Origin of the sequence: Planctomicrobium mucosum (genome assembly GCF_051466335.1) — a bacterium.
Lineage (GTDB): Bacteria > Planctomycetota > Planctomycetia > Planctomycetales > Planctomycetaceae > Planctomicrobium.
Genome location: NZ_CP195793.1, coordinates 310,526 through 334,319, shown reverse-complemented (window position 1 = coordinate 334,319; position 23,794 = coordinate 310,526). Strand labels below are relative to the sequence as shown.

General features: G+C 53.6%; 16 protein-coding genes, 1 pseudogene and 1 CRISPR repeat array. Of the genes and pseudogenes, 8 read left to right on the top strand and 9 right to left on the bottom strand.

Going from position 1 to position 23,794, the window contains the following annotated elements; translation table 11 throughout:
* The first annotated feature begins 85 nt into the window (after positions 1-85).
* On the top strand, positions 86-1,024 hold the full coding sequence (gene cas1 / locus SH668x_RS01415) for a type II CRISPR-associated endonuclease Cas1 (protein WP_437186914.1): 939 nt from the start codon (positions 86-88) through the stop codon (positions 1,022-1,024).
* Positions 991-1,320, top strand: coding sequence for a CRISPR-associated endonuclease Cas2 (gene cas2, locus SH668x_RS01410; RefSeq protein WP_437186913.1), 330 nt, complete (start codon positions 991-993; stop codon positions 1,318-1,320). Before cas1 ends, cas2 begins: the two co-directional genes overlap by 34 nt.
* A gap of 49 nt (positions 1,321-1,369) precedes the next feature.
* A CRISPR array of direct repeats spans positions 1,370-3,584; the repeat unit is 36 nt; unit sequence AGTCTAACAGATCCATCCCCGAAAGCAGTCCGCAAC.
* A gap of 549 nt (positions 3,585-4,133) precedes the next feature.
* Here the strand turns inward: cas2 and SH668x_RS01405 are convergent.
* The 4 genes and pseudogenes from SH668x_RS01405 to SH668x_RS01390 all read right to left on the bottom strand — a co-directional run.
* The gene (locus tag SH668x_RS01405) at positions 4,134-4,304 is read right to left on the bottom strand and encodes a hypothetical protein (protein WP_437186912.1); all 171 of its coding nucleotides are present in this window, start codon (positions 4,302-4,304) and stop codon (positions 4,134-4,136) included.
* Positions 4,305-4,339: 35 nt separating this feature from the next.
* Positions 4,340-4,531 (bottom strand): hypothetical protein, encoded by a 192-nt coding sequence (locus SH668x_RS01400; RefSeq protein WP_437186911.1) that lies wholly within the window; start codon positions 4,529-4,531, stop codon positions 4,340-4,342.
* A gap of 18 nt (positions 4,532-4,549) precedes the next feature.
* Positions 4,550-4,708: a hypothetical protein gene (locus tag SH668x_RS01395; protein ID WP_437188603.1), complete on the bottom strand. Its 159-nt coding sequence runs from the start codon at positions 4,706-4,708 to the stop codon at positions 4,550-4,552.
* A 27-nt stretch (positions 4,709-4,735) separates the two neighbouring features.
* Positions 4,736-4,780 (bottom strand): annotated as a pseudogene (locus SH668x_RS01390) (hypothetical protein); the annotation flags it as partial.
* Between SH668x_RS01390 and SH668x_RS01385 the strand changes: the two are divergent.
* The 6 genes from SH668x_RS01385 (at position 4,760) to SH668x_RS01360 (ending at position 12,233) form a co-directional block, all read left to right on the top strand.
* The gene (locus tag SH668x_RS01385; RefSeq protein WP_437186910.1) at positions 4,760-5,266 is read left to right on the top strand and encodes a transposase; all 507 of its coding nucleotides are present in this window, start codon (positions 4,760-4,762) and stop codon (positions 5,264-5,266) included. The pseudogene SH668x_RS01390 and the gene SH668x_RS01385 overlap by 21 nt on opposite strands.
* A 258-nt stretch (positions 5,267-5,524) precedes the next feature.
* Complete coding sequence (locus SH668x_RS01380; protein ID WP_437186909.1) at positions 5,525-5,971, top strand: transposase; 447 nt, start codon at positions 5,525-5,527, stop codon at positions 5,969-5,971.
* The gene (locus SH668x_RS01375; RefSeq protein ID WP_437186908.1) at positions 5,929-6,363 is read left to right on the top strand and encodes an IS5 family transposase; all 435 of its coding nucleotides are present in this window, start codon (positions 5,929-5,931) and stop codon (positions 6,361-6,363) included. The genes SH668x_RS01380 and SH668x_RS01375 overlap by 43 nt, the downstream gene beginning before the upstream one ends.
* A 217-nt stretch (positions 6,364-6,580) precedes the next feature.
* Positions 6,581-9,472 carry a PSD1 and planctomycete cytochrome C domain-containing protein gene (locus SH668x_RS01370; RefSeq protein ID WP_437186907.1) on the top strand — a complete coding sequence of 964 codons (2,892 nt, stop codon included), beginning with the start codon at positions 6,581-6,583 and terminating at the stop codon, positions 9,470-9,472.
* Positions 9,473-9,477: 5 nt separating this feature from the next.
* Complete coding sequence (locus SH668x_RS01365) at positions 9,478-10,866, top strand: DUF1501 domain-containing protein (protein ID WP_437186906.1); 1,389 nt, start codon at positions 9,478-9,480, stop codon at positions 10,864-10,866.
* A gap of 257 nt (positions 10,867-11,123) precedes the next feature.
* Complete coding sequence (locus SH668x_RS01360; protein WP_437186905.1) at positions 11,124-12,233, top strand: hypothetical protein; 1,110 nt, start codon at positions 11,124-11,126, stop codon at positions 12,231-12,233.
* Between the two features lie 558 nt (positions 12,234-12,791).
* Here the strand turns inward: SH668x_RS01360 and SH668x_RS01355 are convergent.
* From SH668x_RS01355 to SH668x_RS01335, 5 genes are all read right to left on the bottom strand, one after another.
* On the bottom strand, positions 12,792-14,153 hold the full coding sequence (locus tag SH668x_RS01355) for a c-type cytochrome domain-containing protein (RefSeq protein WP_437186904.1): 1,362 nt from the start codon (positions 14,151-14,153) through the stop codon (positions 12,792-12,794).
* Between the two features lie 114 nt (positions 14,154-14,267).
* Positions 14,268-18,947 carry a DUF1549 domain-containing protein gene (locus tag SH668x_RS01350; RefSeq protein WP_437186903.1) on the bottom strand — a complete coding sequence of 1,560 codons (4,680 nt, stop codon included), beginning with the start codon at positions 18,945-18,947 and terminating at the stop codon, positions 14,268-14,270.
* Positions 18,931-20,352 carry a DUF1501 domain-containing protein gene (locus SH668x_RS01345; RefSeq protein ID WP_437186902.1) on the bottom strand — a complete coding sequence of 474 codons (1,422 nt, stop codon included), beginning with the start codon at positions 20,350-20,352 and terminating at the stop codon, positions 18,931-18,933. The genes SH668x_RS01350 and SH668x_RS01345 overlap by 17 nt, the downstream gene beginning before the upstream one ends.
* A gap of 56 nt (positions 20,353-20,408) precedes the next feature.
* Positions 20,409-21,887, bottom strand: coding sequence for a DUF1501 domain-containing protein (locus tag SH668x_RS01340; protein ID WP_437186901.1), 1,479 nt, complete (start codon positions 21,885-21,887; stop codon positions 20,409-20,411).
* Positions 21,884-23,269, bottom strand: a complete 1,386-nt coding sequence (locus SH668x_RS01335; RefSeq protein WP_437186900.1) for a DUF1501 domain-containing protein — start codon at positions 23,267-23,269, stop codon at positions 21,884-21,886. The genes SH668x_RS01340 and SH668x_RS01335 overlap by 4 nt, the downstream gene beginning before the upstream one ends.
* Positions 23,270-23,794: the final 525 nt, after the last annotated feature.

Below are 23,794 nucleotides of genomic sequence, written 5' to 3'. Positions count from 1 at the left end.
ATTATCTTGACTAGTGTGATGGTTTAGCGAAACTGAAGAGACTACGTTGGCATGGAGGCGTCGATTAACATATCGAGTCGCCATCATGATCAAGCGGACTATCGAAATATCGCAGGAGCCTGCACACCTTTCCGTACTGAACCGACAGTTGTTGCTCAAGCGGGATGGTGTTGTTATCGCGAGTTTTCCCAGTGAAGACCTTGGCGTAGTAGTTGTTGAGCATCCACAGACGACCTATACACATTCGGCTCTTGTGGAACTCGCTGACCAAGATGCCGTCTTGGTCATCTGTGGACGGAATCATCTCCCCTGCGGAATGCTTCTTCCCGTCGGCGAACACACGGAACTGGTGTCCCGATTACGCTTGCAAGTGGGGATGACCGTCCCGTTGAAGAAGAGGCTCTGGCAGCAAGTTGTGCGTGCCAAGATACTTGCACAGGCTGAAAACCTTGTTCGCGATTCAGCAACCGAACGCAGACTCAAGCAACTTGCTTCGCGGGTCCGTTCGGGCGATCCAGATAATCGAGAAGCGTTGGCTGCCAGATTCTATTGGTCCGCATGGCTCATGGAGTCACCTCAGGGAGCGAAGGACCTCCAGCCGTTTCGCCGCGATCCGGATGGCAGTGGCATCAATGCAATGCTGAACTACGGCTATGCGATTCTTCGCGCCGCGTTGGCTCGATCAATCGTTTCGGCGGGACTGAATTCTGCATTAGGAATTCAGCATTCAAATCGCAGCAATGCGTTTTGCCTGGCCGATGACCTGATCGAACCACTACGTCCTATTGTCGACGAGACTGTTCGGCGACTGGTGTTCTCTGGAGAAACTGAGATGACTCCAGCCGTTAAAGCTGAACTGCTCAGTCTGCTGACAGAGGAAGTTCGGACAGGAGATGTCGCGGGTCCTCTGTCTGTTGCAATGCAGCGTTACGTCATTTCTTTGGTTTCCGTATTGGAAAAGCACACCAAGGTCCTGCAGGTACCCGTCCGATGCAACTCAGCAACTATCGCAGCATGTGGTTAATCGCAATGTTCGACCTTCCGACAGACACGAAACTGGCTCGCAAACAGTATGCGAGATTCCGGAAGTTTCTGCTTCAGGATGGCTTTCAACAGGTACAATATTCGGTTTACGGACGGCACTGCATCAGTGAAGAAGCGGCTGACGTCCATTTTCGACGACTGGAGCACCACCTGCCTCCCGATGGAGAGGTTCGGTTGCTCGCTGTTACCGATCGTCAGTACGAGAGAATGCGAATCTATTGGGGAAAAAAACGCCAGCCATGCACCAATTCTCCGAAACAACTCTCACTTTTTTAGACAGGAGTCGGCCGCAACGCTCGATTCCTGTTGAACTTACGGGATGTCTAGTCTAACAGATCCATCCCCGAAAGCAGTCCGCAACGAAAGAAGGCCGCCGGGCGATTGCTCGACGAGTCTAACAGATCCATCCCCGAAAGCAGTCCGCAACAGTTCACAACGTCCTTGTCGTCGTTAAACGAGTCTAACAGATCCATCCCCGAAAGCAGTCCGCAACTGCCTTCATCGAATTCCCAGACCTTTTCGAAGTCTAACAGATCCATCCCCGAAAGCAGTCCGCAACATCCCGCTTCGAAGCACAACTACACACATTAGTCTAACAGATCCATCCCCGAAAGCAGTCCGCAACCCGCCGATCTCCGACATCACGATGAATGCCAGTCTAACAGATCCATCCCCGAAAGCAGTCCGCAACTTACCGAGACTCTACCTTTGCCAGCAAATGAGTCTAACAGATCCATCCCCGAAAGCAGTCCGCAACAAGGTACTGCACAAGTCATTGAGGCTATCTAGTCTAACAGATCCATCCCCGAAAGCAGTCCGCAACCAGAGGCACCGGCAAAGAAGCCTGCGAAGCAGTCTAACAGATCCATCCCCGAAAGCAGTCCGCAACGGCAGACTGAGACCAATCTCACCGAGCCTTAGTCTAACAGATCCATCCCCGAAAGCAGTCCGCAACCCGGAAGCGGAACGGGATTATTGCCCCAAAGAGTCTAACAGATCCATCCCCGAAAGCAGTCCGCAACGCAACTCACTGACAGCCTTCGGATCAGTCAAGTCTAACAGATCCATCCCCGAAAGCAGTCCGCAACCAAGCCCGGTGTCTTGATCAATCCACCATGAGTCTAACAGATCCATCCCCGAAAGCAGTCCGCAACGTGCCGCCAGAGAGTCGCATTGTTGCTCCCAGTCTAACAGATCCATCCCCGAAAGCAGTCCGCAACAGACTGGGCATCAGGATGCGTGAGACCATAAGTCTAACAGATCCATCCCCGAAAGCAGTCCGCAACACTCTTCGAGTCTACAACGCCACCGGTGAGAGTCTAACAGATCCATCCCCGAAAGCAGTCCGCAACTGACTGAAGACAAAGAAGTGATGCGTCTGAAGTCTAACAGATCCATCCCCGAAAGCAGTCCGCAACTTACTGAGACTCTACCTTTGCCAGCAAATGAGTCTAACAGATCCATCCCCGAAAGCAGTCCGCAACTCAGCGAACGTCAGTTCCAAACTTGCTGAAAGTCTAACAGATCCATCCCCGAAAGCAGTCCGCAACGAAGTGTTCGGCTGGTCTAAAGTGTCCCCGAGTCTAACAGATCCATCCCCGAAAGCAGTCCGCAACGAAGGGACACCTGCACCTTCACCGCCTCCTAGTCTAACAGATCCATCCCCGAAAGCAGTCCGCAACGACTCTGTTACCAACTCCATTTCCACTGTGAGTCTAACAGATCCATCCCCGAAAGCAGTCCGCAACATTCTGGGTCGGGGGTGTTAATCCCAATGAAGTCTAACAGATCCATCCCCGAAAGCAGTCCGCAACGCGTGCAAGACGCGATGCCTGATGAGATGCAGTCTAACAGATCCATCCCCGAAAGCAGTCCGCAACAAGATGCCGCCGAGTACAAACTTCCCGCCGAGTCTAACAGATCCATCCCCGAAAGCAGTCCGCAACTCGGGGAAACCGTCGTACCAAGTTTCACCCAGTCTAACAGATCCATCCCCGAAAGCAGTCCGCAACTTGATCGAACAAGCACCAATATCATCGGGAGTCTAACAGATCCATCCCCGAAAGCAGTCCGCAACACGTGCCGGTAAACGTGAACACGTCCCGTTCAGTCTAACAGATCCATCCCCGAAAGCAGTCCGCAACCGGACATGCTCTACAACGGCATCACATTGGAGTCTAACAGATCCATCCCCGAAAGCAGTCCGCAACCTGTCGGAAGCAAATGACTGCTTGCATGCGAGTCTAACAGATCCATCCCCGAAAGCAGTCCGCAACAAGCTCACCGTTTCCGTGCCACTGATCGTCAGTCTAACAGATCCATCCCCGAAAGCAGTCCGCAACACAGTTTCGTGGGCGATTCGCAAACATCTGAGTCTAACAGATCCATCCCCGAAAGCAGTCCGCAACCAGGTGGGACGGCATTCCCCAACATTTCTAAGTCTAACAGATCCATCCCCGAAAGCAGTCCGCAACCTTGGGACATCAGTCGGCCGCTGAAGGGACAGTCTAACAGATCCATCCCCGAAAGCAGTCCGCAACAGCATTTGAAAAGTCGCACTCGGTCCGATGAAATAAGCAACGCTCTTTTGATTTTCTCGACCTCCACAATTTGGGGGATCGGGGGTGCTTTACGTTCCTATGAATGTTCCTTCCCCATAGCGGGGGAGCAGGAGTCACTTCAACGCCTGACCATCTGGTTTGAACATTCAATTCACTGATTTGATCGCACCATCGCCAGAATGCCTGCTCTGATAGCATCAGGTAGCGTGCTCCATGCTTGGATGACGTCGGACAGTTCTGGGCCTAATTTTTCGCTGCGAAATTCAATTACGTCGGATTTTACGTCACTGCAATCCGGAATTGGCATTTCCTCAATGTTTGAGAGAGGGGGTTCGAATCCCTCCACCGCTACTTTTCGAATTCGCAAGATTTCGCAATTCGACGCAAACCCCGGTAACACCGGGGTTTTTGCATTTTGGGGTCTTCGGCAATTGCGAGTCGTTGCAGCTAATTCCAGCACGATACGCCTTTGGATTTTGCGTCGCATTTTTCGAAACGCTCTCGGGGATGGATCTGTTAGAGGCGGATTCAAAATCTCTTCAAAATTGTATAAAGGCAGCCTAAGTGTAGAAAGTCTTCAAAGATGTAATCGTGGTATTCATAGCGGACGACCAGTTGCCTGAGGTTCAGCAACCAGCTGATGGTGCGTTCGATCTTGTAGCCTCGGGCGTAACGCCGCAGGGCCCGGCCGTCCTGCACCGGAGTTTTCTTCCGGCCTCGGCGATGCGGGCAGATCAGTTCAATGTTAGGGCGCTGCAAGCTGGCGCGCAGCCAGTCGGCGTCGGCAGCACGGTCATATAGCAGGCGCTCAGGCACCGCGGCAGATTGCGACTCTCGATCAGCGTCTCAATCGTATTTACTTCGGCATGATTGGCCGAGGTGGTGAACGCCGCGAGCGGCACCCGCTCGCCGTCCATCATCAGCATGATTTTGGTCCCTTTCCCTTATCTTGGTGTTGCCGATGGCAGCGCCCCTTTTTTTGCGGCGGCAAACGCGCCGTCGGCGATCGCATCGTCCCAGTTGATCCTCCGAAACTGGTCGAGATGCCCGAGCAGTTTCTGCCAGGCGGCGATCCAAATGCCGGCTTGCGTCCATTCGTTCAAACGCCGCCAGCAGGTTGCAGGGCTGGGATATCGTTCAGGTAAATCTTTCCAATGAGCGCCACTCTGGGGCACCCAGAGAATTCCCTCAAGACACGCTCGCAGCGGAAAACAGTGAACGAAATACGTGAAGCTCTCAGTGTGTGTACTGGCCTGCTCTCTCATTCCCAGCGGCTTGACCGTGAGTTTGGGTCTTGCAATGACAAAGCGGAAGCCGCCGAGTTGCTGGCCAAGGCAGCGACCAGTTCCCAGCCGAAGCCCCTCTTCGCTGATGCGGGCTACGATGCCGAACGGGTCCATCGATTCTGTCGGGAAGACTGGCAGGTGGACAGCGTGATCAAGCCTACCGTCCATCGCACGGACGGCGGGCTCAACGGGATGTATCGTTCTGAGATGACAGCAGAGAACCTCAAAGACAAAGGTTATGGTAGACGCTGGCTGGTGGAGTCGTACATGAGTGCAAACAAACGCACGACGGGAACAACCTTGTCATCCCGCCATGAGCGGAGCCTGTTCGTGGAAGCGGGACTCCGCGTGCTGGCCTACACCCTGCGGCGTTAGGTCAAACACTGCAAGTCAATGCTCTTTCAACAGAGCAAAAGGCGATCTAAATATCTGCATCCACTCCACTCGTTATCAATATACGCACAAACCAGCGACTGAGGTCACAAACATTGCAGTTGTCCACCTCCGAATGGAATAGGCATGTCTGAATCTCAAAAAAAACTCCCCTCTACTATGAGCCAGTTTCACAACCTCTGAAATACTGAACAGGATTGGCAAGGAATGTGCCAATGAGTATGGGGAAAGGAGACCCTCATGCTCATCACCCTGTCCAAGTTGTCGACACGCCGTCGGCCGAACAAGACAGGGTCCAGGACGGCCCCGAAACCCTTTCTCTCTGATGCGCAATGGCTTCTGATCGCGGACCTGTTTCCAGATCCACCTGTCGGGCCGCGTGGCGGACGCCCTTGGCGTTCTTCACGTGAGTGCCTGGAGGGGGTTCTCTGGGTACTGATGACAGGAGCTCGTTGGAAAGATTTACCAGAACGATACCCCTCGCCTGCCACCTGTTGGCGTCGGCATCGCGACTGGACACGTAACAGAGTCTTCCGGGCAGCGTGGGATCGCTTGCTCAACAAGCTTCTCCAGCGACGCGGCATCGATTGGGAAGAAGCGATCGGGGATGGCTCGTTTTCACGGGCAAAAAAGGGGGCGACGACGTGGGACGTTGTCATCGTGGAAACGGAACCCGCATCCTGTTGATGACTGACGGGAAAGGGACTCCACTCGCGGCCTATACCACTGCTGCCAACCACAGCGAAGTGACCACGATCGAAACGTTGATCGATCAGTGTCCTCCGCATGGCAAACCCCGTCGCCTGCTCTATGACAAGGCTGCCGATGCGGACTGGCTGCGTGAACATCTTCGATCCCGGGGCATCGAACTGATTTGCCCGCATAGGGAAAAACGGATTCGGCCTCGACTGCAGGATGGCCGCTCGCTCAGACGCTACGAACGACGATATCGAATCGAGCGAACCTTCAGCTGGCTCCAGAACAGCCGCCGCTTGATCACCCGTTGGGAATACTACGCGAAACTGTTCGAAGGCTTCGTCCACTTAGCCTGCCTGTACACCATCATCAAAGGGTTGTGAAACTACCTCATACAAAAAAGGTGCGTGACTCGGGTTTTCGGATTTAAGAAATGATCACCTGAACAACCAAACCCGCCATTTTCATTTATAAATCAGATGATTATACTTGGATGTGTCTGTGCCGCGTGCCGCTCCAGAGGCTTTGAATTGTCTGAATGAAGGGAGTGGCGAATCGAGAATGTGAAGGGCGGACTGCAATCACAGGAAGAGACGTATAATGAGTCGACGTTTGAATCTGCGACGAAATGAACGAGTTCGTGGCCGGGGTAGGTTTCAGCTGGCCATGCGGCAGGCTAGCCTGACTGCGACGATCATCTTCTGTATGGGGACGTATACTCCTAACGCATCCGCAGAGGTCAGTTTTGGAAAGCAGATTCGTCCGCTTCTCGCGGAGCACTGTCTGAATTGCCACGGCCCGGACGAGCAACGTCGTGAGGCTGGATTGCGACTGGATCAGGAAGCCAGCAGCAAGATGTCGGCGATTGTCGCCCACAAGCCTGACGAAAGTGAATTAGTTAAGCGAATTACTTCGACTGATCCCGATCTGCTCATGCCCCCTGCTGAGCACGGCAAAAGTCTTACCGAGGCAGAAATTGAACTCCTGCGCAAATGGATTGCCGAAGGGGCCAATTTTGAAGATCACTGGGCATTTGAGCCGATCCAGAAACCCTCTGTCCCCAAGACAAAATCCGCGGCTTCGACTGACATCGACCGGTTCATCGTCGCTCAGTTGGAAGCGCAGGGACTTGAGTTGTCGCCCCGTATTTCGCGAGAGAAATTGATTCGTCGCGCGACATTCGACCTGATCGGGTTGCCCCCAAGTTGGGATGAGGTCAAGGCATTTGTTGAAGACTCATCTCCGAATGCGTTGGAAAAGGTGATCGATCGGCTCCTGGAAGCACCTCAGTACGGCGAACGCTGGGGACGACACTGGCTGGACATCGCCCGCTATGCAGATACGCATGGTGGAAGTGCCGTCGGGTTCACAAAGTTTCCCTTCTCGTACACGTATCGTGACTATGTCATTAAATCCATGAACGCGGACGTTCCCTACAACCAGTTCATCGTCGAGCAGTTGGCGGCGGATCAATTGGGACTTCCTGAGAACGATCCTTCCTTGGCTGGACTCGGCTTTTTAACAGTCGGGATGCAATACCGCAGCGTCCACGACCTGATCGACGACCAGATCGATGTGGTCAGCCGTGGTCTCTTGGGACTGACTGTCGCTTGTGCCCGTTGCCACGATCATAAATTTGATTCGATTCCGACGACGGACTACTATGCGATGTATGCGACCTTGGCCAGTAGCCATTCGGTTGATCTTCTCCCGTTGATCGGCACACCGTCACCGACCGAACAGTACAATGCCTACGAGCGGGAATTGGCCAAGCGACAGGTCGCCTATGAAGATATGGCACGCGATCAAACGGAGGTAATGCGATCGCGAGTCCGGATGCAGGTTGGCCTGTATCTGATCGAACTGGCAAAAGGAACTCCTGAACAGGATCTGTCGGCTGCGTTTCTGTCCTATCGGACGGATGACGTTCGTCCCCCGTTGCTGAATCGCTGGCGAGACTACATGGCGAAGATGCCCGCTGATGATCCCGTATTCGGTCCGTGGGTTCAGCTCTTCAATGTGGATACGGCTGAATTCGCCACCCGTTGCGGCGAACTGATTGCTAGCATGAAGGCAGCGAACAGCGAGAGTAAGATCAATGAACAAAGTCTGGGAATTCAACCACCCCCCTGGAACCCTCGCGTCATCGACGCCATTGAAAAGAGGCAGCCGCAATCTTTGATCGAACTGGCGGAAGCCTACGGAAAGCTGTTTGCGGATCTGCATCAGAGTTGGCTGAAATCACAACTTGAGACATCTCTGGAAGCGGCAGTTGGCGGAACGATTCTTCCCGATGAAGATCCTGGCCACTCAGAGATTAACAGCGTCATTGCCCGACAGCTTCGGCGACATCTCTATCAACCCGATACTCCGACGGCGATGCCTGATGACGTCGCTGTGAAAATGTTGAATCGAACCGTGAGCGATACGCTTGGTGGCCGCCGAGGGGCGATTCATGATCTGCATTTAAATTCGCCCGGGTCTCCTCCTCGTGCCATGGCGATTGAGGAATCGAAAAGTCCACCGTCGTTCGCAGTGTTTCTGCGTGGAAATCCGTTAAGCCGAGGTGAGACTGTACCGGCTCGGTTCCTGACAGCTCTGTCCGGCCAGGATGTAACTCCATTCCGTGACGGCGAACGGCGACTCGGACTCGCACGAGCAATCGTCGATCCCGAGAATCCGTTAACACGTCGCGTTGTCGTGAATTGGATCTGGCAGAATCACTTCAATCAAGGGCTGGTGAGCACACCGGACGATTTTGGGACGCGAGGAACACCTCCGACACATCCTGAGTTGTTGGACTATCTGGCGTCGACGTTCGCTGAGGATGGCTGGTCGATCAAGAAACTTCACAAGCGGATTATGTTGTCTGACGTCTATCAGCAGGGAGCGATTGAGAACCCTGACAGTCGCAATAAGGATCCCCTCAATGACCTTGTGTGGAGAATGCCTCGCCGACGTCTTGAGATGGAAGCGATGCGAGATTCCATGTTGGCGGTCTCAGGAGAACTGGACCTGACGCAGGGAGGCCGACCGGTGGAGCTGAACGAAGAACCAGTAAGTCCTCGAAGAAGTGTTTACGGCTTTATCAATCGCGATATCGTATCGAGTTTGTCGAGCACCTTTGACGGGGCAAACCCAATCACCTGTACAGCCAAACGGCCCGATACGAATGTTCCGCAACAGGCATTGTACGTATTGAACTCTGCCTTTATTCAGGATCGGGCCGTCAAGCTGGCCGAACGCGCTCAGGCAGCAGCGATTGATGCCGACGAACGAATCCGCTGGATCTATCGGTCAGTGCTGTCTCGCGATCCGGACGCGGAAGAATTGCGGGTCGCAGGCAGCTTCGTTGAATCGAATCAACCTGCTGTCAACGAGCCAGAGAATATTGGTGCTCCGGAAGAATCGAGGACCGTTGCGACTGTGAATCCGTGGAGTCAACTGGCTCACGCATTGCTTGCTTCAAACGAATTTATCTTTTTGGACTGACACCCATGCAACAATTTCTACAACCGAATCGACGTGAATTCCTGGGGCGTTGTGGGCTGGGAATCGGCTCTGTTGCTTTGGCAAACATGCTTGCCAGTGAGGGACTCGCCTCTTCTCGGACTCATTTTCCGGGTCAGGCGCAGCACGTCATTCATGTTTTTCTAAACGGGGGGATGTCACAGGTCGACACCTTTGACCCCAAGCCTGAGCTGACCAAGCGAGCGGGGCAGATGCTGCCGTTTGATAACTTGCAGACTGAACGTAAAACGGGGGTGGCACTCCCCTCGCCATTCACGTTTAAACAATATGGTGAGAGCGGGATTCCAATCAGCGATATCTGGCCGAATCTTGCCACGTGCGCTGACGACTTGGCAGTAGTTCGCTCCATGTATGCTGAGCTACCCAGTCATGAAATGATGCTGCTTCTCATGAACACGGGACACTCCCGCTTGGTTCGTCCGAGCTTCGGTTCATGGCTGAACTGGGGGATGGGGAGCGATAACGAAAACCTTCCCGGGTTTATCGTACTCTGCCCCGGTGGGTTGCCTGTGGCGGGAGCAGGAAACTGGCGGTCGTCCTTTCTGCCAGGGGTCTATCAGGGGACTTTGGTTGATACGGCGCAAACCGATCCGACTCGCTTAATTGAGCACATCCGCAACGAGCGACTGACTTCGCAACAGCAGCAGTCGCAGTTTCAGCTCTTGCAGGCCCTCAATCAGAGGCACCTGTCTCAGCGTCCCGGCGAAGCTTCGCTGGAAGCAAGAATTGAGTCGTTCGAGATGGCATATCGCATGCAAATAGAAGCGACAGATGCTTTTGACATCAGTCAGGAGCCAGAGCACATTCAAAAGATGTACGGCGAAGGGCCGCAGAACCGGCAACTGCTGATCGCACGGCGACTGGTTGAACGTGGTGTTCGGTTTGTGCAAACATGGCATGGTGCAATGCAGCCGTGGGACAGTCATTCCAATATCGAGGATGAGCATCGTCGATGTGCCAGCGAGTGCGATCAGGGACTGGCTGCGCTGATCAAGGATCTGAAGCAACGCGGTCTGCTGGACAAGACGTTGATTCTATGCACCGGTGAGTTCGGACGAACTCCATCGGTTGAAATGGGACAGAATGGTTCGGGAGCGTCACAAGGTCGCGACCACAACCACTGGGGATTCTCACTCTGGATGGCGGGCGGTGGGGTCAAGGGGGGGACGATCTACGGTGCTACTGACGACTTCGGTTTCAAGGCCGTCGAAAACCCTGTCTCAGTTCATGACCTACATGCAACGATGTTGCACCTGATGGGCTATGAACATGAACGATTAACCTACCGGTTTGCAGGTCGCGACTATCGCCTGACAGATCTCTCGGGGTCCGTGGTTCACGACATCATCGCCTAGGTATCGCGGAAATTCAGTCTAGCTTGAATCGGACTTCTGGTTGAGACAGAATTGATCTCAAGGAGGAGTTGTTGTTTCATCGTTGCCATCAAGTACTGACTGACGCACTGTGCGACAAGATCAAGAATTTGCTGCGAGGAAAAAAAGCGATCCTGCTGTGGGCATTCTTTAGTAGAGCCGAATCTCAATTCTAGCGGCTTCCGTTCAGCGATGAATTTCAAGATCGTTTGGATTAGCTAGTAATTTGGAAGGACTTCGTGATGCAGGTACCTTATCGCTATCTCTGCACATTTGTCGCTGTGTTGGCGTTCACGGCGCCTGGATTGAATCTACTGCCACTCGCATACGCTGCGGATAGTGCAATCGACATTCTAGGTGAATTACGACAAGCAGATCAGCTGTTACTCCACATCTACGTCGAAACGAATCAAGTTATTCCACCGTCTCCGCTTGCACCGGACAGCGTCTCCCGGAGAGATTTTGTCAGATTCACACGGAATGACAAACTCATTGCAATCAAGCGTGAGTTTCGAGAACGGCTCCCTGGCACTCGCATCAGCCTCTCTGGTCCAGGTCAGCCAGAACTAAGCGGCCAGACAAGTGTTCCTCTTTTCGAGTACTACATTCGCAGCGGCGAAATCTCAGGAATGCATCGCGTCGTTGGGCTCGAATATAACGATTCAGGTGATCCTAAATTGGATGGAGAAACGCAGGTCCTACGGAACATCTATACACCTGATGATCAGTCGCTGTTTCGCTTTCTTTCTATGCCTCAGTGGGCTCTGGGGCGTGGATTCGCCGCACACATCCTGAGTGTTGACAGTGTTGACGTCCGCGACGATGGGTCCATTGTTGCTATAGCGAAGGGCTTCTATGTGCCGCAAATGCCAGGGACGTGGACGCTTGTCATCGAACCAGATACGTCATTTCTTGTCCGTGATGCGCAGTTTACCGCAAACGGAGGAATGTCTCCGATGTTCCGAATCGCGACGTCAGGCACGATCGATGGATCGGCATCGCACAAGTTCGCAGAACATGCAACTTTCACCGAGCAGTTCGGGGGAAACGATTTCGTTAATAAGTTCGAGCACACGCTGATCTCTGAGGATTCCAATGATGAATTCTACAACGAGGTTGAGCGAGTTTTTAACGACGAACTGAAGCCACGCTCAATGGTAGTCGACGCACGCGGGAAATCAGAAGTAACGGCAATCATCACCTCTCCTCAAGATGATGAGAAACAAATTCCGTTAAATGCCGCACCTGGGGATCGGCAACAACTGTTATGGAAGCTGTTTCTAGGTAACCTGCTCTTGTTTGGCGTGCTGCTTTTGCTGTGGGGCGCACGTAGGACGATTGGAATCTAAAGTTGAGTTCCGAACAGGTCTTTCTGCAGATAGAAATCGTTCCAGCCAGCTCATAAGCGTTTATTCTTTACGCCGACTTTGAACAACATCGGTGAGTCAGAAGACGACAATACCAACCAGATTCTTGTGGATGATTCATGAAGCTCGACTTATAGCTGTCACCGGATCCACAGTGAAAAGGGGGCGTTGCAAAGAGAATATTGATGACGAAGAAATGGAACTGGAAATTACCCCTAGGGAATTGATCGGGGCGAGTGATGAAATGAGTGAGCCTTGATGGCCCCGTTGTGCGCTCTGGTGTTTCTGAATCAAGAGCATGAAGCTGCATGGATCGCCGCGATTCAGTCAACTCTGTGGTCACAGGAAAAACCGTCATGACGCACTGGAAACGAGTGGCCAGGACTGTAATTGGAACGTGAATCTGATCCCAGAATGCGCAGACCCCACCGGGTGTCACGATGCCAGTTACGGGGCTTGGAATTGCATGGTCAAGCTCGCGAATCTATTCGGGATCTTCGAATACTGCCACGGAAGATCTTCGATGCTGGAGATTGCGTTCTATGGTTTCGCAATCCAATTTCGAACCGTTAACCCATCGGTCGGGTTCCAAAGACGAATCTCGCCATCAAACGCTCCACTGGCGATGTACGGGACAGAATCAGCACCTGAGGGGACCGGTTGAAAGCATGCGGCCAGCACGCTGTCGTTGTGACCTTTGTATTCGTTGGCAATCGCATTCTTGGTGAGGTCAATTTGCAGCAGTCGTTTGTTCGCGCAGGGAACGAGTAGTGTCGTTCCGGATCGCGTTAGTTTGTATGCCTCACCGCCAAGCCCGATTTCCGTGACTTTAGTGGCTCCGTCGACTGACCAGCGATGGAGTTTGTTGTCGCTGCCAACTGAAACCACGTGTTGGTGATCCGGTAGAAATGAGACCCCGCGAGTGGCTGCTCCGTGTCCGGGATAACTCGAGATCAGTTCTCTGGTGGTTCCGTCGTAGACTTTCACTGATTTGTCTCGGCTGGTCGAAGCTAGACGCGAGCCATCATCGCTCCACGCCACCGAGGTGACCCAATCTGCGTGACTCGTAATGAGTTGAAGTTGTTCTTTCGATTCCACATTCACAATTCGGATTGTGCCATCAGCAGAGGCAATTGCTAACTCATTCGAGCCCGGGCGGAATGCGAGGTCGAGGACTACATCGCTGACACGTGCGACGACACCATCGACGATTCCACTGCTGAGATTGATCAGACGAACTTCACCATTTCTTCCCGGCTCTCCGCAACCAACAGCTAGCGTCGTTCCATCGGGGGAGAGGGCCAACGCAAAAATCCGTTGCCCCAGGTTACTAATTCTCCGAGCGAGCTTCGTTTCCTGACTGTCCCAGATTGTTACTTCGTGATAACCGCCAGTAATAATCTGCTTCCCATTAGGAGAAAAGATGAGTGCGGTCACCGGGAGAGGATATACATAGGATTCCGGTGGCGCAGCGTACTGTGGGGGAGGAATCACCAGAGTGAGCGGCTGTGCCGAATCTTCGCCGTCGAATTTCCCACCAGCGGCAAGCCAACGCTTGACCAGATCGATCTCAACGGATGTCAGGGGATCTGCATCTGCTGGCATTCTTTCAGACTCATCGTCGCTGATGATTCTTCGCAGCAATTCGCTGACGTGTTCGGGTGAAGATGCAATCGGAGATTCTCCGGAGTCACCCGCTTTCAGCAACTCTTCGAATGTATCAACGCGATACCCTCCCTCGGCTTTCTTAGGGCCGTGACAGGCAGCACACTTGTTCAGCAGAATCGGAGCAATGTCATTCCGAAAGCTGACATCGGGTGTATCGTCGGCCATTGTCGAAGTGCAGTACGCACCGAGAATCGCAACGGCGAACAGAGTGGCGTGCGTTTTCATTCGATTCATGATCTTCCTGAAGCAGGAGACTGCTCCTGTTTTCTCAAGGGACCAGTCCCTGTCAGCGTCGCAATCAAATCAGCGATTGCCATGCTGCGATAACGGTGGGACTACTGCGTCGTTTTAGTGTTGGAATAGGAATTCGTCCGTATTGAACAACGCCCAGCAGATGTCTTCGACTCCAACGATTGGATCAGAGTTCTTGCTACAGTGTTCCACAGCAATCTTCAGTTCAATTTCAGTCGGGAATCGACATAAAGCCGCGAGGTAAATTTCACGAATCGTTTCCTCGACCGTCTTTCCTGAACCGAGTGATGTGCGGAATCGATTGTTTGCGTCCCGAAGTTTTTCATGCAGCAAGGGGCCGTTAAACAATTCGATCGCCATTCCCAAATTGGAATCATCAACCCGTTCACACGCGCAGACTGTGCTTCGTTCTGGTTGTCCGAAAACTTTCAGAAAATCGACTTTGACGAGGTCCGGGGCAGGCAACTGAGTCGCCAAGGTTCCAGCGGGAAGAGTTCCGAACTTCTGCTCAATTGCCAGCGTTCGATTGATAGCATCGAGTAGCTGTTCCGCAGTCAACAGACGTGGCTCTTGGTGTGAAAAGTACCGTGAGTCAGATTCATTGAACTTCGTCGTCTCACAACTTGCCTGATAAGTCTGGCTGTTGAGGATGACTCGTAATAGGTGCTTGCGATCGTAACCACTCTTCACAAAATCTTCTGCAAGAGCATCAAGTAACGCTGCGTTGGAAGGAGGGTTCGAATCGCGGAAGTCGTCGATTGGATCAACGATTCCTCGTGCAAAGAGCTGACTCCAGATGCGATTCGCCTCGATCCGGGCGAAGTAAGGATTGTTTTCATCGACAAGCCATTCCGCGAAGATTCCGCGTCGATCACCATCACCGGGTGACTCGACTGTTCCCGCTTGAGGCAGCCAAGGAGCCATGACCTGACCAGTTCTCGGTTGAACGACATCACCCTCACTATTCGTATAAACGAATGCCTCTCCCGGTCGTTCGGTATTGCGTCGCTGAACCCGATTGAAGAATGCACCGAGGCCGTAGTAATTGTCCTGCGTCCATCGTTCGAACGGGTGATTGTGGCATTTCGCACACTGCAATCTGGCACCGAGGAAAACTTGCGAAATGGTTTCCACGCACTCGTTCATGTCAGTCGACGTGCGATAGAAATTCGCTGGAGGATTTGCCAACGTGCTGCCGGTTCCAGTGAGGAGTTGCTTTGCAAACTCATCATAGGGCATGTTTGTATGCAACGAGTTTTCGATCCAGCGATGGTACTTGTAAACCCCGTCGTCCCCGACGAGCTTACTCGTCAGTTTCAGCAGGTCGCCCCATTTGAGTGCCCAGAACTTGGCGAACTCTTCACGCTGCAGCAGTGAATCGATCAGTCGTTCGCGCTTGTCCGGGCTGTTGTCACTCAGGAAGACGGTCGTCTGCTCTGGAGTGGGAAGTATTCCAAGCAAGTCGAGATTCACTCGCCGCAAGAATTCATCATCGCTGCAACGATCGGCAGGCTGATATTGAAGCTGTTTCAACTTGGCGTAGACGAGTTCATCGACATAGTTGTTTGGTGTCGGTGCTCGCCATTCGAATCCTTCCTGATTCTCGACAAACATCAAAGGGACCGACTCGATGTATTCGAGGACCCGGACGAGGATCGCGACTTCTCCACGGGCCTGTGGGGTGACGAACCCGTTGACACTGACTGTCGCGACAGAGGTGTCGGATGTTTCATAGGCGGCCAAGTGAGTGACGTCGCGTTTGCGGCCGTCAGCGAGATGCGCAGTTACTGCAAACTGCACCCCGCCGTTTTGAACTTTCAGGATTCGTTTCTGGCTCGGATAAATTTCAATTTTGACGATCCGAGGCGTCCCCTCTGGATCTGCGGTCGCACCTGTTGAGATCCAGTCCTGAAGAATGGCGTAGGCCACGTCGCTCTTTCGCATCTGCTTTCCACCGCCGTGCGAGACACTCATCAGCGGCTTTAGCAAGAGCAAGCTTTCTTCTGGTTCAAGGGTATTCACTCGACGACCGAACTCCTCGTGAATCAAGGTGTGCTCATCGAGTTTCATATCGAACGCTCGCAGGGAGAGTCGGAATCCCCCTTTACCGCTTGGAGAACCGTGGCAGGCGCCAGCGTTGCATCCTTGTTTGGACAATGCAACCAGAACTTCTGACTCGAACCCGAGCTTACGGAACGTGGTTCGATTGGTCACGCGAACAGGAACAACGCTTCTGGCGTGCCCTACTTCGACGACCACTTCCGTTTCGCCATCGGCGACGGGATAGACGACTCCATTCCGCACCTCAGCGATGAGAGGATTTGACGAAGAAATCCTGGCAGTGCGCGTCCAGTCCCGCATTCCATCCTGAGCGTCGATCCCTGTGATGGCGAGCTGCTGCCGTCCCCGTGGATCGTCAAAGCTGATCTGACTCGGATGGACAACAACGCTTGCAGGACTATCAGTCAACAGTGGAAGCTCATGCGCCGAGCTGACGGTAAATTCCTGTGCCGCAAACTTGCTGGTCGCACGAACTGTGAATTCGCGTTTAAGATCGAGAACCGCATCAGCGGCGATCTCAAATGTCATCACCGCCGAGTTTTGATCAGCTGCAATGGTGATTGGTGAAAGTCCTGTAATACCTGCGGGCAACTGATCGACCGTGATTGTGACTGGTTGTGGATCCGATCCTGATCGTTGCAATTTCAATTCAGCGCTGGCCTGGCCTCCTCTAACCAGTGGTGCTGGGAATGAAAGCGTGACACGGACTGGGTCGATCCACTGAACAGGGACGCGGCAGGTTTCGATCCGGCCTCGTCCATCAAGTTCACCAAAGACCAGCAACTGCAATTGCTCAGGTTCTACAGTCGCCTGATCACCACGCGTGAAATTGAGTGTGTATTTATCTTGTTCCACTTGAGTCGAGACGCCCCACCCGGCGGGGAACTGATCTGGAAGAATGTCGACCCCAGCTTTGAAGTTCTCTTGAATTCGTTTGAGAGTCAGGACCGCCGAATGGGACCGAATCGGCCGGGCGAACTCGATCGGTTCAGTTGTAGCGAGTTCGAATGGAGATGGTGTTCCCGCCCCGGAAGAGAGAACAATCTCTCCTTCGACCCGATCAACAGGTGCGAGAATCGATGGCTCTTTCACTCGCCGCAATGCACGGCTGTCGACAACACATTGAAGCTCCGGATTCGTCACGGACGTTGCGGTGAGTTGCAGGACGTTCGCGTTTTCCGCTTTCCATTTTGGATCTGCCGCCAGATAAATCTTCGCTTCATTCGCGTTTGCAGGAATGCGTGGATTTAAGAGGCGCAGTCCGGAGTCTGGTACGCTCAAAGCGAGGTCGATCTCGCCATCGTAACCGAATCGCTGGATTTGCAGTTCCAATGCGCACGCACCGTGCCCCGGTTCAATGAGGAAATCTTCTCGGGTGCTGGCCACCGGTTTAAATGAAATAGCAAACGTTCCCGCTGGGACGCACTCGATGTAGTAGTTGAATTGGTCTCCACCTCTCTTCAAGAGGTCGGCCACCTCAAGTCGATAGTCTCCATCTTCAGGAAAAGTTGTAGTGAACGTCGATTCATCCGACTCGGACACCTTCGATTCTGCAATTCGAGTTCCCGCACTGTTGAAGAGTCGCATCTGTAGGATGGTTGGGCTACCGACGCTACGTGTCACAGTACTAAAATGAACGGATTGCCCTTTCGTTCCATGAATCAAATAACTGTCGATTTCCTGTGGTTCTTTGAAGCGACCGTTAATTCCAATCGGGAGCGTGAGCACGTCGCTCGCGACTGGCTCAATCACCTGTGTTTGTGAACTGCGGATGAGCGGCAGCCAGCTTGCAGGCTGGCCGGGTGCGAATCGTACACGCACGCGATCGCGAACCTGAGGAGCAGTGCCGACGGCGAATTCTTGCGGCATCAACATCGGACCATCAGGTCCAATGAAGCGGATGTTCGCTTTCTCTCCTCGTTTGATCGCGATTGGAAAACAATGGTGAACGACTGGGAAATTACCGATGCGCAGTTGATAGGGAGCACCGTTTGCCCCATGCCGACTGTCGAGGACTTCGATCCAATAGTCTCCAGCCTTCTCGATCTGATAGCTGAATGAACAATCCGGACCAACTGGACTGTCATCGGCTTGAATGAGGGACTGGCCTGCAGCATTCAGCAGCCGAACGACCGGATCCATTGTCGACCGAAGTTGCTGCGTATGGACTTCGACGGCAATACGTTGCCCAGCGTCTGCATGGAATCGATAGAAGTCGCTGAGCGATGCATTGCAGACTCCTTCAACGGATGAGTGAGTCGAAAGCTGCTGTGCCGTTTCCCGAGTGTGATTGTTTCCCTGATCGGCGACTGCATCCAGGTCGTCGACATAAAGGAGATGTGATTTCACTGCTCCCGTAGCGGTCGTCAACCAGATGCTCATCGGGCCCGGAGGAGAGTCTTCAGCCAGAGTGAGTGTGACTGTTGCTTGAGTTGGTTCGATCTTTTCGATCTTCGATTGAACGGCAGGACTGCTCACTAAAATCCGCAGCGAGTCATTGAGATCAGTTCCCTGGATCGTCAGTTGCGTTGTCTGCCCCGCCTTGCAGGTCCGCTGCTGCACCGAGTTGATCACCTGCGCTTCGACGGGCAGAGCCGAATAGATCCAGGCGAGGCAGAGTACAATAACTGTCCGGGTCCTGCTTCGAATAGCTTTTGGACAAGTCAGGAAGATATCGCTCATCATTCTCATGGCAACGTCACACCAGCAATTCATGTAAAACTCTCCCTGAGGTGATTCGGTGTGGACGACCTTCTCGATCAGGCAGCATGGCTTCAGTCGGTAAGCCCATCGCGTGAAGGATTGTGGTGGCAAAGTCTTGGGGAGTAACGGGGTTGGACGTGGGGTAGGCAGCGTGTTGATCGCTGGAACCATAAACGATGCCGGGGCGAACTCCACCTCCAGCAAGAATTCCGCTGTAGCAGAACGGCCAATGTTCGCGTCCTGCATTGCCCGCGGTGATCTGAGGGCGACGGCCGAATTCCCCTACCCAGGCGATGATCGTCTCGTCAAGCATTCCACGTTCTTCAAGATCCGTAATAAGCGCTGAGAGTGCCTGATCAGCAGGTGGGATCAAATCGTTCTTCAAACGATTGAAGTTGTCCCCATGAGTATCCCAGAAGTTCATTCCATCGTTGTGCCAGTTCACTGAAACCAGTGGCACGCCATGTTCAACCAAACGCCGAGCCATCAGTACGCATTGACCGTGAATATTCCGGCCATACCGTTCCCGCATCGCATCGCTCTCTTGAGACAGGTCAAACGCAGATCTCACCTGTTCTGATCCGACCATCTCCATGGCGCGTGATTGGTGATTCCCGAACGCCGTTGTCTCGAGCGACCGATGGAGAGTCGATCGCTGTGCATCGAGCATCCGGAGAAGTTCTACCCGCGATTGCAGGCGTTCCATTTGAATATCAGCTGGTAAGGATAATCCTTGAGGCTGCCAGGCAGGCTGATTGGGGTCTCCCGTTAATAACATTCCATCATACGCCGATCCCATCCAACCACCGTGTTGACCGGGTGCCTCGCCGCCGGGCGCTGCCGGATGGAACGCTTTCCACGGCATCGCGACAAAGGATGGGAGTCCATTGGAAACGGGCCGGAGTTTTGAAACGAGCGATCCCAGATGCGGAGAATCTTTTGCACTCGGTGGATCCGCATCGCTTTTCAGCACGGGGGCGAGTTGGCCGGTCACAGCTAAATGCCCACTCGAGAGATGGGCTGGATCATCATGGGTCAGTGACCGAATGATCGCCATTTTGTCAGTAAGGCCAGCAATTTTTGTGAAGTGCTCGCAGATCTGGATCCCGGGAACGCGTGTCGAGATTGGGTTGAATTCACCACGAACTTCTGAGGGAGCGTCAGGTTTCAAGTCGAACGTATCCAGCTGACTTGGACCGCCCCACATAAAAATAAAGATGCACGCCTTGGCACGTTTAACTGGAAGGGTCAACTCGGCTGCGTGTGCTGCTGCAATACGGGACTCCAGACTTCCGAGGTCAAGTCCAAGTCCTAGTGCGGAAATCGTCCCTGCACAGAGAGCCTGTCGACGATTTAGATTTACGGACCGCCGGAAATCTCGACATGCCATCTGGTTTAACAATTGCGAGTTACGCATCTCAATTCCTGGAGTGTAGGCGAAGGAGATTCATAGACCTTTTTCAGCCTTGAGGGTTAAGCGTACAAACCTGCGATCGGTTCGCCGCTATAAATGTGGTGAGGTCGATTTTCAACATCGTGCCAGGCGGCAGTCGCCGGGATGCCGAGCGCGTTGTAAATTGTTGCTGCAAAATTCTCTGGTTTGACGGGTTGTTCCTTCGGATAAGCACCTTGCGCATCCGATTGCCCAATGACGTTCCCGCCCCGAACTCCACCTCCTGCAAACAGGACGGACTGGACCGCTCCCCAGTGATCGCGACCGGGAAGCTTGTAATGATTCTCGAGCAGCGTGATCTGGGGCGTGCGTCCGAATTCGCTACACACCACGACGAGGGTTTCATCCAATTCCCCCGTCGAGGCAAGGTCGTCCAGCAATGCAGAGAGTGCTTGGTCGGTCGGTGGAAACAGCTTGTCTTTCAGGTGAGGGAAGGCGTTTCCATGAGTGTCCCAAGTTTCATTATTTCCCAAATTGACCTGCACGAGGCTGACGCCGGCGCCGACCAGGCGGCGCGCCATCAACAGCGACCACCCAAATGAATGGCGCCCATATCGGTCCAAATCCTGCTCAGAGGCGTTTGTGACGTCCATGGCCTCATTCACTGCGGATTCGGTCAGCAGTGAGACAGCCCCCTGTCTGAGTCTGTCAAAATTCTCGACCTGAGCGTATTTATCGAGAGATCTCCGTTGTTGATTCAGCACGTCGAACAGGGCGAGACGCCCGTTGATCGCCTGCATGCTGAGCCCCTCCGGCAAGGTAAGCTGTGGGGCCTGAAAAATACGATCGTCGGCGTTGCCTCGAACTTGATGGTCAAACGCGTAGGCCGGAAACGCCCCGTAAGAAGCGTTGTGAAAGGGACTCGCCTGGATGAGCCAAGGGTTATGTCGCGCTCCCATGACTCCAGCATCCTGCCCGGGGATCACGCGACCAGTGCTGTGAACGAGTCGTTCCGGCAGAACGACGGCGGTTGGAAGATTGTTGTGCTGACGTTCACGCATTGCGTAGCCAGTGATCGCCGCGACCGAAGCATCGTCAGTGCGACTGGGCCCGGCCGGACTGAATCCCGTCGGCAATTCGGAATGTCCGGTCAACATGATGTGATGACCGGCAGTGTGGTCATTGGAGGGATGCGTTAACGATCGGCACACCGCCCACATCTCACTTCGCTCTGCCAGCTTCGGCAAGTGTTCACAGATCTGGAGCCCCGGTGTTTTCGTGCTGCAAGGCTTGAACTCACCGCGGATGTTCTCGGGAGCTGAAGGTTTCATGTCGAAGCTCTCCAGCTGCGACAATCCACCGGAGAGAAAAACAAAGATGCACGATCGCGCTCGACCACTGGATCCGACGCCACCCACTGCAGAGGCCTCGCGTAGCCCCGTCAGATGATTCATCCCCAATCCAAGAATCCCGATCGCCCCGACCTGTAATGCCTCACGGCGGGTCCGTCTGACATGCTGCCAGTGTGAATCAGAATGTGGATTCGGGCGGCCAGTCATGCAGTCGCTCCCGTATAAAGATTCGAGATGACATTCCCGTTGAGAAGGTGATGAGGACGATTTAATGGGTCATAAAGCGTCGCTCCAGCGTCCACACCTAGCGAGTTGAAAATCGTTGTACAGATATCGGCAGGAGACCATGATTTGCTCACGGGATAGGCGGCTTGCCTGTCGGTCTGCCCGAGGACTTGGCCTCCCTTGACTCCCGCACCGGCGAACAGGCCAGAATATGCGTGCGCCCAGTGGTCTCGTCCGGGAATCGTCTGACCTGGTAGCGTCGAGACCGCAGGAGTTCTTCCAAACTCACTCATGACGACGATTAGAGTTTCATCCAGCAGACCGCTCGCCTGCAAGTCGTCAGTGAGTGCCGCAAGCCCCTGATCCAGTTGAGGCAAGAGCGTATTTTTGAGTCGCCCCCAATTGTCAACATGCGTGTCCCATGTCTGAACAATTCCCATTGTCGCATGGACCATCGGAACGCCCGCTTCGACGAGACGCTTGGATAGCAACAGAGACTGTCCAAACTTATTGCGGCCGTATCGTTCGCGAGTTTCGTCGGATTCCCGGTTCAGCTCAAACGCCTGAGTTACCTTACCAGAGGTCATCAGATTGAATGCTAACTGCTGTTGATCGCGAAGCGATTCGATATCAACACTCATCGTCCTGCTTCGGTTCAAGCTCAGCTCACCGAGCAGATGCTGCCGCGAGCGGAGCCTTTCAATGGGGACATCTGGACGCATTGCGAGAGCCTGCATCTGGAAGCCATTGTCGTTCGGATCTCCATTGATTTGCCAAGGATCGTGTTTAGGTCCGAGAAATCCAGCATGCTGACCAGGCCATGTCAAAGGGCCTTCGATCAGGTAGTTTGGCAAAGCCACGCCTGAAGGCATTCCATCAGTCCGTGGTCTGATGAAATTGAGAGCAGCAGCAAAATTCGGAAAGTCATTGCGAGTTTCAACGCGATCGAGATCCGAACCTCCCCGCGGAAGTGGAGTCGGTCGCCCCGTCAGTGCCACGTGGGTCGCCAACAGATGGTTGTGCTCACGGTGTGCGAGTGTTCGGACAATCGCCCAACGATCCGTCTGTTGAGCGAATTTCGGCAAATGCTCACAAACAGTCACACCCGGAAGTGTCGTCGAAATCGGAGCGAACTCACCACGAACTTCGGCTGGGGCGTCGGGCTTCATATCAAGCGTATCAAGCTGGCTGAGTCCGCCACTTAACAAAACAATCAGAACCGACTTCGCTCGACCAAAGCCGACGGGCCGGTTGGCGAACGAATCATTCGCGAGAGAGATACCAACTGGAAGGGCAGCTCCAACTACGCTTCCAGAAGTGCGTAGAAAGCTACGGCGATCCAACCCCTCAAAGTTTTCGAGCATGGGTAAGGCCCCATTCAGGGAGGACGGTGGCAGGTACAATGGCAGGTCAGCCGATATTCAGTGCCAATCATGTGAACGGGTCAACCTGACTGGACGAAGTACAACTGTGTGCTCAACAGGACCGGATTGCAGGTGTGGTGGATTTCGGGAGGTAGGGGTCGCAGTTAAGCAATACATATCGTAAACGGCTCATGAGTTGAAAGCAAGTAGATCCTCTCTTGCATGCAAGTGCTTACACCCGAGCCAGTTCCGTAGTTCACCATGCAGGCAAATTGTGCTTGTCAGCGACTTTGATATCGCGTGCCAAATACTTTGCAACTGTTCCGTCAGACTTCCATCGAATTTTTGGTCGCGCAGAAGGACGTGTTCTGCCAACTTTCCGCCTGCAAGTAGGCTCGCTAGTCGCGCCAGGAACTCAGGGGATGGAAACCTCATTGCGGGCGATTCGCATGGAGAGCGAAGCGACTTCAAGCAGCTCGATTGTCCGTGATGACGGACTTTCATCGCCTGCACACTGAGCATCAC